This is a genomic window from Streptomyces sp. LE64 (genome assembly GCF_052606915.1).
Window position 1 is genome coordinate 924,581 of record NZ_CP199708.1, and the last position, 13,474, is coordinate 938,054.

General features: G+C 73.8%; 13 protein-coding genes. All 13 read right to left on the reverse strand.

From position 1 onward, the window contains the following. Positions 1-46: 46 nt before the first annotated feature. The gene (locus tag ACSMX9_RS04085) at positions 47-634 is read right to left on the reverse strand and encodes a lysophospholipid acyltransferase family protein (RefSeq protein ID WP_366116406.1); all 588 of its coding nucleotides are present in this window, start codon (positions 632-634) and stop codon (positions 47-49) included. 71 nt (positions 635-705) lie between these two features. Next, positions 706-1,422, reverse strand: a complete 717-nt coding sequence (gene cmk, locus ACSMX9_RS04090) for a (d)CMP kinase (RefSeq protein WP_445400036.1) — start codon at positions 1,420-1,422, stop codon at positions 706-708. Positions 1,423-1,549: 127 nt separating this feature from the next. Then, a complete protein-coding gene (locus tag ACSMX9_RS04095) occupies positions 1,550-2,653 on the reverse strand; it encodes a prephenate dehydrogenase (RefSeq protein WP_445400038.1) in 1,104 nt (367 codons plus the stop codon). After that, positions 2,650-2,961 (reverse strand): chorismate mutase, encoded by a 312-nt coding sequence (locus ACSMX9_RS04100; RefSeq protein ID WP_445402883.1) that lies wholly within the window; start codon positions 2,959-2,961, stop codon positions 2,650-2,652. Before ACSMX9_RS04100 ends, ACSMX9_RS04095 begins: the two co-directional genes overlap by 4 nt. After that, the gene (locus tag ACSMX9_RS04105) at positions 2,886-3,926 is read right to left on the reverse strand and encodes an ADP-ribosylglycohydrolase family protein (protein WP_445400039.1); all 1,041 of its coding nucleotides are present in this window, start codon (positions 3,924-3,926) and stop codon (positions 2,886-2,888) included. Before ACSMX9_RS04105 ends, ACSMX9_RS04100 begins: the two co-directional genes overlap by 76 nt. A gap of 96 nt (positions 3,927-4,022) precedes the next feature. Then, positions 4,023-5,093, reverse strand: coding sequence for a pseudouridine synthase (locus ACSMX9_RS04110; RefSeq protein WP_445400041.1), 1,071 nt, complete (start codon positions 5,091-5,093; stop codon positions 4,023-4,025). Next, the gene (gene scpB / locus ACSMX9_RS04115; RefSeq protein ID WP_445400043.1) at positions 5,093-5,746 is read right to left on the reverse strand and encodes an SMC-Scp complex subunit ScpB; all 654 of its coding nucleotides are present in this window, start codon (positions 5,744-5,746) and stop codon (positions 5,093-5,095) included. The genes ACSMX9_RS04110 and scpB overlap by 1 nt, the downstream gene beginning before the upstream one ends. Next, positions 5,743-6,783 carry a segregation and condensation protein A gene (locus ACSMX9_RS04120; protein ID WP_445400045.1) on the reverse strand — a complete coding sequence of 347 codons (1,041 nt, stop codon included), beginning with the start codon at positions 6,781-6,783 and terminating at the stop codon, positions 5,743-5,745. The genes scpB and ACSMX9_RS04120 overlap by 4 nt, the downstream gene beginning before the upstream one ends. Continuing rightward, the gene (locus ACSMX9_RS04125; RefSeq protein WP_445400047.1) at positions 6,773-7,417 is read right to left on the reverse strand and encodes a hypothetical protein; all 645 of its coding nucleotides are present in this window, start codon (positions 7,415-7,417) and stop codon (positions 6,773-6,775) included. Before ACSMX9_RS04125 ends, ACSMX9_RS04120 begins: the two co-directional genes overlap by 11 nt. Next, on the reverse strand, positions 7,402-8,565 hold the full coding sequence (locus ACSMX9_RS04130; protein ID WP_445400049.1) for a ParA family protein: 1,164 nt from the start codon (positions 8,563-8,565) through the stop codon (positions 7,402-7,404). Before ACSMX9_RS04130 ends, ACSMX9_RS04125 begins: the two co-directional genes overlap by 16 nt. Positions 8,566-8,991: 426 nt before the next feature. Beyond that, positions 8,992-10,107: an alanine dehydrogenase gene (gene ald / locus ACSMX9_RS04135; RefSeq protein ID WP_445400051.1), complete on the reverse strand. Its 1,116-nt coding sequence runs from the start codon at positions 10,105-10,107 to the stop codon at positions 8,992-8,994. Positions 10,108-10,268: 161 nt separating this feature from the next. Next, positions 10,269-12,521: a tetratricopeptide repeat protein gene (locus ACSMX9_RS04140; RefSeq protein WP_445400053.1), complete on the reverse strand. Its 2,253-nt coding sequence runs from the start codon at positions 12,519-12,521 to the stop codon at positions 10,269-10,271. 195 nt (positions 12,522-12,716) lie between these two features. Beyond that, complete coding sequence (locus ACSMX9_RS04145) at positions 12,717-13,343, reverse strand: NUDIX domain-containing protein (protein ID WP_445400055.1); 627 nt, start codon at positions 13,341-13,343, stop codon at positions 12,717-12,719. Positions 13,344-13,474: the final 131 nt, after the last annotated feature.

The window sequence follows — 13,474 nt, forward strand, 5'->3', positions numbered from 1 at the left end:
ATCGGTGGACCGTCCCGTTCCGGGTGATCCACTACTCAAGTGTCGCCTAGCGGCCGGTGAGCCGCCTGGCGTTTTCCAAGTGGGCGGTGAGCTGCTCCTGTATGCGCCCGGTCGCCTCGTCCAGGGCCGTTCGGGTCCGTCGCCCGCTGCCGTCGTCGGCCCGGAACGCCTCGCCGAACACGACGTCCACCCGGCTCCGCAGCGGAGGCAGTCCCGGTACCAGCCGCCCCGTGCGGTCGGTGCTGCCGAGCACCGCCACCGGGACGATCGGCGCGCCGGAGCGGACCGCGAAGTAGGCGAGCCCGGATCGCAGCGAGGCGAAGTCGCCCTCGCCCCGGCTGCCCTCCGGGAAGATCCCGAGGGCGCCGCCCTGTGCCAGGACCGCCAGGGCCCTGGTGATCGCGGAGCGGTCCGTCGAGGACCGGTCGACCTTCAGCTGTCCGATGCGTTCCAGGAACGGGCCCAGCGGCCCCACGAACGCCTCCTGCTTGATCAGGAAGTGCAGGGGCCGGGGCGCGGTGCCCATGACCATGGGGCCGTCGATGTTGTGGGAGTGGTTGATCGCGAGGATCACCGGGCCGGCCGCGGGGACGCGCCAGGAACCCAGCACCCGCGGCTTCCACAACCCGTACATCAGGCCGACCCCGATCCGGCGGCCGACGTCGGCGCTCCGGGTCGACGGGACCCGCGCCGTGACGCCCTCGGTCACCGACCCGCCCGCTCGCCGTCGACCAGGACCTCACCACCGCGCTTCTCCTGGACCAGGGTCACGACGCACTCGATGACCTGCGCGAGGGTGAGGTCGGTGGTGTCCACCTCGATCGCGTCGGCGGCCTTGGCGAGCGGCGAGGTCTTGCGGCTGGAGTCCGCGGCGTCCCGCTTGACCAGGGCCTCCTGGGTGGCCTTGACGTCGCTGCCCTTCAGCTCGCCGCTGCGGCGCGCGGCCCGGGCCTCCGGAGAGGCGGTGAGGAAGACCTTCAGGTCGGCGTCCGGCAGCACCGTCGTGCCGATGTCCCGGCCCTCGACCACGATGCCTCCGGCGGCGGCCGCGATGGACCGCTGGAGCTCGGTGATCCGGGTGCGCACCTCGGGCACCGCGCTGACCGCGCTGACCTTCGCCGTGACCTCGGAGGTGCGGATCGGGCCCGCCACGTCGGTGCCGTCGACGGCGATCGTCGGGGCGGCCGGGTCGGTGCCCGACACGATCTCGGGCTTGCCCGCCGCGGCGGCGACGGCCGCGGGGTCGGTGACGTCCACGCCGTGGTGCACCATCCACCAGGTGATCGCGCGGTACTGCGCCCCGGTGTCCAGGTAGCGCAGCCCGAGCTGGGCGGCGACGGCCTTGGAGGTGCTGGACTTGCCCGTGCCCGACGGGCCGTCGATCGCGACGATGACTGCGGCGGCTGGGGCGACGGATTCCACGGAGGCACCTTCCAGGGGTGGAGCGGAGGAGGGAGTGGCACGGGGCTCGGGAGGCCCCGGACAAGGTTACTTGTTCCCGCGGGCCGGCCCCGACCGGCGCCCTCCGCCACTACCCGGAGGAGAGGGCCTAGGGACGGATCGACCAGCCGCGTTCCCGCAGCGCGGCGGTGAGCACGGGCGCGGCCGGAGGGAGCACCACCAGTTCGACCAGGCCCTCCTGCCGCCCGGTGGCGTGCTCGATGCGCACGTCCTCGACGTTCACGCCGGCCGCCTCGGCGTCCGCGAAGATCCGGGCCAGCTGCCCCGGCTGGTCCCCGATCAGCACGGCCACGCTCTCGTAGACGGCGGGGGCCGCCCCGTGCTTGCCGGGCACCCGGGACTGACCGGCGTTGCCCCGGCGCAGCAGGGCCTCGATGCCGGTGCTTCCGCTGCGCCGCTTCGCCTCGTCCGCGGACTGGAGTTCCCGCAGGGCCCGGACGGTGCCGTCCAGGTCGGCGGCCACCTCGGCCAGCAGGTCCGCGACGGGGCCGGGGTTGGCGGACAGGATGTCGATCCACATCCGCGGGTCGGAGGCGGCGATCCGGGTCACGTCGCGGACGCCCTGACCGCTGAGCCGCACCGCGGCGTCCTCGGCGTGCTCCAGCCGGGCCGCGACCAGGCTGGACAGCAGGTGCGGCATGTGCGAGACCAGGGCCACCGCGCGGTCGTGGGCGTCCGCCTCCATCACCACGGGCACCGCGCCGCACAGGGACACCAGTTCCAGGGCGAGGTTCAACACCTCGGTGTCGGTGCCCGGGGTCGGGGTGAGCACCCAGGGATGCCCCTCGAAGAGGTCGGCGGTGGCGGCGAGCGGACCGGACTTCTCCCGCCCGGACATCGGGTGCGTCCCGAGGTACCGGGAGAGGGCCGCGTCCCGTCCCGGGCCGGTGAGCAGCGCCCCCAGGTCCCGGCGCGGCCCGCCCTTGACGCTGGCCACGTCGAGGCAGCCGCGGGCGGCGTCCCGTTCGAGGAGGTCCGCGAGGGTCGCGGCGACGTGGGCCGGGGGCACCGCGACGACCGCCAGGTCGACCGGACCGGGGGGCGGCTCGTCGGTGCCGGCGCCGAGCGCCGCGGCGGTCCTCGCCTGCTGGGGGTCGTGGTCCACGAGGTGCACGGCCACCCCCCGTCCGGTGAGGGCGAGGGCGATCGAGGTGCCGATCAGGCCGGTGCCGATGACGAGTGCGGTTCTCACGGGGCGGTGTCCTTGCGCAGGGCGGCGGTGGCGCCCAGGTAGACGTGGGCGGTGCCGGAACGGGACGGGTCGGTCTCGCTGCGCGCGGGGATCCGCACGGCCCGGGGCGTGGCCCCGTCGACGGCGAGTTCCTGCGCGCAGGTGGGCGGGACGTCGACGATATCGAGTCGACGGGCCGGGGCGCACCGCGTACGGCCCCGCGGCCGGCCTGGCCGCCCCCGGCGCCCGGGGCTCAGCGGTCCCAGAGCTCCCCGAACGCCTTCAGTTCTTCCCGGTGCTCCACCCGGTCGGCCCAGTCCGCCGGCCAGGCGTCCGCTCCGAGGCGGGCGCCCGCGAAGGCTCCGGCGAGGCAGGCCAGCGAGTCGGAGTCGCCGGAGGAGCAGGCGGCCCGGCGCAGCGCGGTGACGGGCTCGTCGGGGAAGAGCAGGAAGCACAGCAGTGCGGTGGCCAGGGCCTCCTCCGCGATCCAGCCCGCGCCGGTGGCCAGGCAGGGGTCGGTTTCCGGCGCGGGCGCCCGCAGGGCGTCCCGGAGGCGGTCCAGGGCGCCCAGGCACTCGTCCCAGCCGCGGGCGATGAAGCGGGCCGGGGTGGGGTCCCCGGCCCGCTGCCACAGATCGCCGAGCCAGCGCTCGTGGTAGCGGGTGCGGTTCTCCTGCGCGTACGCGTGCAGCAGGGCGAGCAGTCCGGCCGGTTCGACGCCCTCGGCCAGCAGGCGCACGGCGTGTGCGGTGAGGTCGCTGGCGGCGAGGGCGGTGGGGTGGCCGTGGGTGAGTGCGGCCTGGAGTTGGGCGGCGCCGGCGCGCCGTTCCTCGTCGAGGCCGGGTATCAGGGCGACGGGGACGACGCGCATGTTGGCGCCGCACCCCTTGGAGTGCACCTGGCTGGCCCGCTGCCAGGGGCCGTCGCCCCGTTCCAGCAGGTCGCAGGCGGTCAGGCAGGTGTTGCCGGGGGCCCGGTCGTTGTCGGGCGAGCGGTACCAGGCGACGAACTCGTCCCGGACCGGGGACAGCATCGCCCGGGGGTCGAGGGCGCCCCCGTCCAGGGCGGTGCGCAGGCCGCGCGCGAGGGCCAGCGTCATCTGGGTGTCGTCGGTGATGAGGGCGGGGGCGGGCAGGTCCATCGTCCGCCAGGGGCCGCACTTCGCGAGGATGGACGGCACGTCGTCGAACTCGGTGGGGTAGCCCAGTGCGTCCCCGAGGGCGAGGCCGAGGAGGGCCCCGGTGGCGGCGGTCCGTCCCGGGCGGGTGGCGGTGGTCGGCTGGGCGGGGGCCATGCGGGCGTCCTTCCGGGCGGGGGCGGAGACGTGGTGTCCAGCGGGCCCGGTCGTCTTCCGGGCCCGCTGGACACCAGCGGGAGTGGTCGGGCGTGTCTAGAGGTCGACCTCGTTCATCAGCATCCCGACCTCCGTGTTGGACAGCCGGCGCAGCCAGCCGGACTTCTGGTCGCCCAGGGTGATCGGCCCGAAGGCCACCCGGACCAGCTTGTCCACCGGGAACCCGGCCTCCGCGAGCATGCGCCGCACGATGTGCTTGCGGCCCTCGTGCAGGGTCACCTCGACCAGGTAGTTCTTGCCGGTCTGCTCCACCACCCGGAAGTGGTCGGCGCGCGCGTAGCCGTCCTCCAGCTGGATGCCGTCCTTGAGGCGCTTGCCGAGGTCGCGCGGGATGGGGCCGACGATGTGCGCGAGGTAGGTCTTCTTCACCCCGTAGCGGGGGTGGGTCAGCCGGTGCGCGAGCTCCCCGTGGTTGGTGAGCAGGATCACGCCCTCGGTCTCGGTGTCGAGGCGTCCCACGTGGAAGAGGCGGGTCTCCCGGTTGGTGACGTAGTCGCCGAGGCACTGGCGTCCGTCCGGGTCCTCCATGGTGGACACGACCCCGGCCGGCTTGTTCAGCGAGAAGAACTGGTACGACTGGGTGGCCACGGTCAGCCCGTCGACCTTGATCTCGTCCGTGGCCGGGTCCACCCGCAGGCCCTGCTCCAGGACGATGGAGCCGTTGACTTCCACCCGGGCGTCCTCGATCAGTTCCTCGCAGGCGCGCCGGGAGCCGAAGCCGGCGCGGGCGAGCACCTTCTGGAGCCGCTCGCCCTCCTGCTCGGCGCCCGGGAAGGTCTTGGGCAGCTGGACCTGCTTCTTGCCCGCGTACCGCTCGCGGTTGCGCTCCTCGGCCCGCGTCTCGTACTCGCGGGACCGAGCCGGGGCGGTGCGCCCGTCCCGGGTCTGGGACTGCTTGGGGCCGCCCTTGGCGCCGCCGCGCGCCGCGGCGCCCCGGCCGCTGCCCCGCCCGTCCTGGCCGCCCTGACCTCCGGGGCCGCCGGAGGTGCCCGTCTGGTAGCGGCGCTCCTCGGGGCGGGGCCGTCCGGCGCGCTTCTGCTTGTCGTCGCGCCCGTTGCCCGCGCCGCGGTGGTTACCGCGTCCGCTGTTCCTGCCGCTGCTTCGCATCAAAGTTCCGTCTTGTCGTCTGCGTGCTCGAAGGTCCCGGAGTCCGGTGCGTCCGGATCGAACGACGGGACGCCCTCCCGCGTCTCGGCCTCGATCGCCTCCGCCTCGGGGAGGAAGGGTGCGAGTTCGGGCAGTTCGTCCAGGCCGCGCAGGCCCATCCGCTCCAGGAAGTAGTTCGTCGTCCCGTACAGGATCGCACTTGTTTCGGGTTCCGTGCCCGCCTCCGCGATCAGACCCCGTTGCAGCAGGGTCCGCATCACCCCGTCGCAGTTCACGCCGCGCACCGCGGAGACCCGGGAACGGCTGACCGGCTGGCGGTAGGCGACGACGGCCAGGGTCTCCAGCGCGGCCTGGGTCATCCGGGCGTGCTGACCGTCCAGGACGAAGCCCTCGACGGCCGGGGCGTACGCGGGGCGCGTGTAGTAGCGCCAACCACCCGCGACCTGCCGCAGCTCGAACCCGCGCCCCTGGGCGGCGTACTCCTCGGCCAGTGCGCGCAGGGCGTCGGCGACCTGGCGGCGGGTGCGTCGGAGCACCTTCGCCAGGTGTTCCTCGGTGGCCGGTTCGTCGACCACCATCAGCACGGCCTCCAGGGCCGGCTTGAGGTCCAGTTCCGCCACTCCGCCCGGGCCGTCGTCGCCGGGTCCGTTCATGGGGTGCCCTCCGTCGTCGGGGCGTCGGGCCGCGGCCCGGCGCCGGTGGTCGCCGGGGCGGTCGCGGGTCGGTCGAACTCGTCGGTGACCCGGGGCCGGCCGTCCCCCGCGCCCCCGGTCCAGCGCACCAGCAGTTCGCCGAGCGCGCGTTCCTGGTCGAGCGCCACGGCCCGTTCCCGGTAGAGCTCCAGCAGGGCCAGGAACCGGGCCACCACGGTGAGCACGTCGGCGGTGCCGCGGGCGTCCTCGGTCAGTTCGCCGAAGGTCGCGGTGCCCCGCTCGCGCAGCAGGGCGACGACGACCTCCGCCTGTTCCCGGACGCTGACCAGGGGGGCGTGGATGTGCTCCACGTACACCTCGGGCTCGGGCCTCGGCTGCATGGCCTTGACGGCGAGCCGGGCGAACCCCGTCGCGCCGATGCCGATGACCACCTCGGGCAGCAGCTCGGCGTGGTGCGGCTCCAGCCCCACGGTCCGGGGCCAGCGCCTGGCCTCCTCCTCCAGCCGGCCGTGCAGGAGGTCCGCGACCTGCTTGTAGGCCCGGTACTGGAGCAGCCGGGCGAACAGCAGGTCCCGCGCCTCCAGGAGGGCGAGGTCGGCCTCGTCCTCGACTTCGGCGGCCGGCAGCAGCCGGGCGGTCTTGAGGTCGAGGAGTGTCGCGGCGACCACCAGGAACTCGGTGGTCTCGTCGAGGTCCCAGTCGGGCCCCAGGCCACGGAGGTACGCCATGAACTCGTCGGTGACCCGGGACAGCGCCACCTCAGTCACGTCCAGCCGGTGCCGTGCGATCAGCTGGAGGAGCAGGTCGAACGGTCCTTCGAAGTTGGCCAGCCGCACCCGGAAGCCGCCGTCGCGGGCCGGGGCTCCGTCCTCGAACTCGCCCGTGTCCCCGGGCTCCTCCGGTGCGGGTCGTCCGGTCGGACCCTGCACCACCGCGGTCGCCGTCCGGGCCGTGCCCTCCGGCACTGCCTCGGTTTCCGTCCCGCCCCCGGGTCCGGTCCCCAGTGCGCGTCGCCCCCGTCGAGGGCTAGCGGCCACGGAGCCGCCGCACCAGGATGCTGGCCTCGCCTCGCGATTCGAGGTCGGCCAGCACGACGGCCACCGCCTCCCGCACGATCCGCCCCCGGTCGACCGCGAGCCCGTGCTCCCCCCGGAGCACCAGCCGGGCGTGCTCCAGGTCCATCAGTTCCTCGGCCGACACGTACACGGTGATCTTCTCGTCGTGCCGTTCCCGCCCGCTGGGGCGCCGGGCGGCGGCCCGGCCCCGTCGACGGGAGGCCCCTGCGGCGCCCGCCGCGCCCCGTCCGGCGCCGTCGTCCTCGGTGGCCTCCGAACGCCGCCCGGAGCGCACCAGGGGCTGCTCCACGCCGTTTGCCGACCGCTCCGCGGTGCGACCCCGGGGGTCGGTCCCGTCGTCGGTCTCGGCGGCCGCGTGCTCCTCGCCGCCCGCCTCGGGGCCGGTCGGCTCCCGACGCGCGGGGATCCGCGGCGGGGGCTGCCGTGACCGGTCGGTCCCGGCGGGGGTCTCCCCGGTGGGCTCGTCGCCCTCGGCGGCGGAGCCCGACGCCCGCGGCTCGCCCGCCGGACGCCGGGGGGAGGACGCCTGGAGCGGCGTCCCCCCGGTGGTACGGAACAACTCGTCGGCTCCGGGCAGACTCACTCGGCGTGACACCGGGCGAGCACCTCCCTGGCGAGTTGGCGGTAGGCGGCGGCGCCCACGGAGTTGGACGCGTAGGTCGTGATGGGTTCGCCCGCGACCGTGGTCTCCGGGAAGCGCACGGTGCGGCCGATGACCGTGTGGTACACGTGGTCGTCGAACGCCTCGACCACCCGGGCCAGGACCTCGCGGCTGTGTACCGTGCGGGAGTCGTACATGGTGGCGAGGATGCCGTCGAGCTCCAGCTCCGGGTTGAGCCGCTCCTGGACCTTCTCGATCGTCTCGGTGAGCAGGGCGACACCGCGGAGCGCGAAGAACTCGCACTCCAGGGGCACGATGACCTTGTGGGCCGCGGTGAGCGCGTTCACCGTGAGCAGGCCGAGCGAGGGCTGACAGTCGATCACGATGTAGTCGTAGTCGGCCATCAGCGGCTTGAGCGCGCGCTGGAGCGTCGACTCGCGGGCCACCTCGGAGACGAGCTGCACCTCGGCCGCGGAGAGGTCGATGTTGCTGGGCAGCAGGTCCATGTTGGGGACGGCCGTCTTGAGCAGCACCTCGTCGGCGGCCATGCCCCGCTCCATGAGCAGGTTGTAGACCGTGAGGTCCAGCTCCATCGGGTTGACCCCGAGACCGACCGACAGGGCACCCTGCGGGTCGAAGTCGACGAGGAGCACCCGGCGTCCGTACTCCGCGAGCGCGGCGCCCAGGTTGATGGTCGACGTGGTCTTGCCGACGCCGCCCTTCTGGTTGCACATCGCGATGATCTTCGCGGGTCCGTGTTCCGCGAGCGGGCCCGGGATCGGGAAGTACGGCAGCGGACGGCCGGTGGGCCCGATCCGCTCCCGGCGCTGGCGCGCCGCGTCGGGCGCGAGCGTGGCCGCGTACTCCGGGTCCGGCTCGTACTCCGCGTCCGGGTCGTAGAAGTGCCCTTGGGGCAGGTCGTCGTAGTCGGCCAGGTGGCTGTCGCCACCTCGGCCGCCGGCCATGGCGTTCACGTGAGGGCCATCCATGCTGTGTGCTGTCTGAATCCGCTGGGGACTGTGCTGACGGGCTGTGAAGGTACGGAGAGCGACCGAGCCGACAGCCTCGACCCCGAAGGGCTCCCGGCCCAGTACGGGGGTTCCCGGTTGACCGCCCCCGGGAGTAAATGTCGACTCATTCACAAGTCGTCTTACCTCCTTGGTGACCAGGGAACTTCTCGATTGGTCAGCGTGGCACCATGCCGACGTTTGGCGACTCTATGGCGTGTCACCGCTCCACAGCAACACAATCCACCGGACCCGGCACGTTGTGTCGACGTCGGAACCCGTCGATGTCAAGGGCGTACGGCTGACGGAAGCCGTTTTTCCCAGCCGGACAAAGCGGTTGGAGAAGGATGTTCGAGGCGAGTCGAGCACCTCGGCTCGCGCGGTCGACCGCGCCGGGCGACCGGTGGGCACCGTGGCGCGATCCACACGCCCCGCACCCCCCGACACGCGGGCGGCCGGACCCCGTTGACGGGGTCCGGCCGCCCGCGTGTCGGAAGCCGCCGTCCGCTGGTCGACGGCGGCAACCCCCGCGGTGTCGAAGCGGGCCCGGCCCGCTCGAACTCAGCCCAGCAGGGAGTGCAGTTCGACGTGGTCGAGGCCGTGGGCCTCGGCGACCTCGCGGTAGACGACCTTGCCGTCGTGCGTGTTCAGGCCCTTGGCCAGCGCCGGGTCACGGCGCAGGGCCTCGACCCAACCCCGGTTGGCGAGTTCCACGATGTAGGGCAGCGTCGCGTTGGTCAGCGCGTAGGTGGAGGTGTGGGGCACCGCGCCGGGCATGTTCGCCACGCAGTAGAAGACCGAGCCGTGGACCGGGAAGGTGGGCTCGGCGTGCGTGGTGGGACGCGAGTCCTCGAAGCAGCCGCCCTGGTCGATCGCGATGTCGACAAGGACACTTCCGGGCTTCATCCGCGACACCAGTTCGTTGGTGACCAGCTTGGGCGCCTTGGCTCCCGGGACGAGGACCGCGCCGATGACGAGGTCGGCGTCCAGGCACGCCTTCTCCAGTTCGAAGGAGTTGGAGACGACCGTCTGGATGCGGGTGCCGAAGAGCTTGTCGGCTTCCTTGAGCTTGTTGATGTCGCGGTCGAGGAGGGTGACCTGGAAGCCCATGCCGATGGCGATGGTCGCGGCGTTCCACCCGGAGACCCCGCCCCCGATCACCACGGCCTTGCCGGCCGCGACGCCGGGGACGCCGCCGGGGAGCACCCCGCGACCGCCCGCCGGACGCATCAGGTGGTAGGCGCCCACCTGGGGCGCGAGTCGGCCCGCGACCTCGGACATCGGGGCGAGCAGCGGCAGCGCGCGGTTGGGCAGCTCCACGGTCTCGTAGGCGATGGCCGTGGTGCCGGACCCGACCAGGGCGTCCGTGCACTCCTTGGAGGCGGCCAGGTGCAGGTAGGTGAAGAGGGTCTGGTCCTTGCGGAGCCGGTGGTACTCCTCCGCGACGGGCTCCTTCACCTTGAGCAGCAGGTCGGCCGCGGCCCACACTTCGTCGGCGGTGTCGAGGATCTCCGCGCCGGCGGCGACGTACTCGGCGTCCGTGATCGAGGAGCCCGTTCCGGCATCCCGCTCGACGACGACGTGATGGCCGTGGCGGACCAGTTCGTGCACGCCTGCGGGGGTGATGGCGACGCGGAACTCGTTGTTCTTGACCTCGCGGGGGATGCCGACCTTCATCGTCGATCACGGTCCTTGGCTCAGAGGGTTCGGATAACACGTTGCACATCCGAACAAAACCCGATGCACACGAACATGGGGGACATGCCGGAAGGCGCCACGCAGCACGTGGCGAATCCCAGTCTAATGAAGGACTTCTCGCTGTCTAGCCTTACAAAGCATCAATCTTTACGAGCTCCACTGCGGATTTCGTAGGTCGCTAGGGGCTCTGCGGCTTCGGTGGCAGTCTCGGCGCCCCCGCCCGTGCCGCCCCCGCCGGGCCTGTGCTCCTCCACCGGTCCGCCGCCCTCGCCCTCGGATTCCGCGGCGGGCGAGGGCTCGTCCTTTGGGCCGCGGGCGGCCCGGAGGCGGCCGGATTCCGGTGCCGGGGCCTCGCCCGGCACGGGGTGGCCCTCGTCGGGCGGGAACTCCTGCCGGAGCATGCGCTCCGCCGCGCTGCGGTGCAGGCGGGCCGCGGAGGACTCGCCGAGCCGGTCCAGGGTGTCGGCGAGCCGCAGTTGCAGCGCCGCCTGGAGCCGGACGTCCTCCGCCCTGCGGGCCCACTCGACGGCCTGCCGACAGGTCTGGAGGGACTCCTCGGGACGCCCGGCGTACTCCTGGACCCGGGCCAGCTCGCTCAGGGCACGGGCCACCGCGGCGGTGTCCCCGGAACGACGGTGGCCGGAAATCGCCGACCGCCAGTTGCGCATGGCATCGCCGTAGCGACCGGCGTAGGTCTGCACCCCGGCGATCCGGCCGTGCAGGCGCGCCGCGTCGTCCCGCTCGTCGCGGGCCAGCCGGTGGGCGAGCGCCCGTCCGTACCAGTCGGCCGCCCGGTACCAGTCGCCGAGCTCCTGGTGGGCGCCGCCGATGGATTCCGTCGCCCGGCCCGTGGCGTACGGGTCACGGGCACGACGCGCGGCGTCCAGCGCGCTCCGGTAACGGGTGAGGGCCTCCCCGGTGCGACCGGTGCGGGTGTCCAGGTCGGCGAGGTTCAGCAGCGCCGCGGCCTCCTCCCGCGGAAGGTCGCGGCGGCGGGCCACGTCGAGCACCAGCTGGTGGATCGCGTACAGGTCGGCGGCGGCGGAGACGGCCCCCTCGTGGGCGACCAAGGCCCGGGTCAGCGCGGCCATCAACCGTCGGGCGAGGGTGTCCAGCTCGCCGTCGGCCACCGCGGCGCGGGCGGCGGCGAGCAGGGCGGGGCGCCGGATGCGCAGCCATTCGGCGGCGGCCCGGGGGTGGGGGAAGCGAAGCGAGCGGGGCAGTCCGGCCAGCCGCTCCTGGGCCACGGCGTCGTCGGTCTGGGTGATCGCCCGGCAGGACTGGAGCAGGCGCACGGTCCGCTCCAGCATCCGGGCCCGGGCGAGCTGGACCTCGCCCGGTCGGTCCTTGGCCTCGCGGAGCACCCGCAGCAGCGGGACCAGGCAGTCGGGCACCTGGTACTGGGGCAGCGGGGAGGGCACCCGGCGGAGCATGCCGAGGGCGGTGAAGTCGTCGAGGAGGTTCCGGGCGGCGGAGACCGAGCAGCCCGCGAGCGCGGAGGCGGTGTGCGGGTCGGCGAGGCCCCCGGGGGTGAGGCCGAGCAGTCGCAGTATCCGGGCGGAGGGGGCGGGCAGGGCCTCGTAGGCATGCTGGAAGACCCGGGCCAGCACCGGGCCGTCGTCCGCGCGGGCCCGCAACTGCTTGGCGAGGTCGGCGACGGAGACCTCGGGCCGGGCCGCCAGCCAGCCGCCGGCGAGGACCAGGGCGGCGGGCTGGGCGCCGCACTCCTCGACCAGCCCTTCGGCGGCGCAGGGGTCGACGGTGACGCGGACGGTGCCGGTCCAGTGGGTGAGGAGTTCCACGGCGGTCTTGGTGTCGAGCCCGCCGAGGGTGCAGGGCCGCACGTCGACCAGTCCGGTCAGCGGGCGTTCGGTGACCGTGAGGACGAGGCTGTCGGGAGCGGGCGGAAGGAGTTCGTCCACCTGTTCCGCGTCGGTGGCGCCGTCCAACAGCAACAGGGCCCGTCGATCGGCGAGGGCCGCCCGCAGGTCGGCGCTGAGGTCCTCGGCGGGGGCCCCGGCCGGCGCGGGCACCTCCAGGGCGGCGAGCAGGGCGCGGGCGGCCCGGTCGGTGGGGACGGGGGTGCCGTCCGGGTCGGTGAGCCGGGCGCGCAGCACCCCGTCCGGGTAACGGTGGGCGATCCGCCGGGCGAGCTCCTCGGCGAGTGCGGTGCGCCCGGAGCCGGGTCGGCCGGCGATGAGCAGCACCCGGGCGCTGGGCGGCTTCTTGCCGGCGATGGTGTCGAGTCCGGCGCGTTCGATGTCGGCCAGGAGTTCCTTCAACTCCCTGGTGCGCCCCAGGAACTGACCGTCCGCGGAGGCGGTCGCGGTCGCCCGGGAGCGCCCGTCCGCGGACAGCCTCGTGCCGCTGGTGTCCACCGCCTGGTCCGTCACGGGCCCACTCCCGTTCCACTGCGTGCAGATGCCCGCCGGGGCTCCGGACGGGGTGCTTTCAGAGCCTAGTTCACGCTCTGCGACGAAGAGCGGGGAGCACGGCGGACGGAATGCGCAGGTCGCCCGATCGGATCATCTGCCGATCCGTACGACCGGGTGAACGGGTGGGGCGGCCCGGGCCGCCCCACCCGGACCTCAGGCGTCGAAGGGCCGGGCCGGCCAGGGGGCGTCGGCCGGGCGCAGCGCGTCCAGCCCGCCCCCGGCCCGGGCGGCGACCAGCGAGAGCACCCCGACGACGAGGCAGTTGTTGTGCAGTTCCCCGGCGAGGACGCCGCGCGCCAGCTCCGCGAGCGGCACCGAGGTGACCGTCATGTCGCCCTCCTCGTGCTCGACGGCGTACCGCTCGCCCTGGGCCTCGGACAGTTCGCGGGCCAGGAAGATCCGCACCGCCTCGTCGCAGCCGCCGGGGGTGGTGTACACGTCGGTGAGGACCCGCCAGTCCTCGGCCTTGAGGTGGGCCTCCTCGTACAGCTCGCGCCGGGCCGCGTGCAGGGGGTTCTCGCCGGGGACGTCGAGGAGCCCCGCGGGGATCTCCCAGAGCCGCTGCCGCACCGGGTGGCGGTACTGGTCGATGACGGTGACCCGGTCCTGGTCGTCGAGGGCGAGCACCGCGACGGAGCCGGGGTGGACCTGGTAGTCGCGGCGGGCCACGGTGCCGTCGGGCATGACCACCTCGTCGGTGCGCACCGAGGTCTTGTTGCCGACGAACGGGGTCTCGCTCGCCCGGGTCTCCCACTCCTCCGGGGTGTCCTTGATGGTCATCGCCGTGTTCCTCCCGCGCGTCGTCGAACGAACGGGGCGCGTGCCGGTGTGGCACGCGCCCCAGTCGTTCACCGTATCGCCTGTGACCGGCGGTGGCGGCCGGCCCCGTCCCCGCGGGCCGGGGCCGGGGC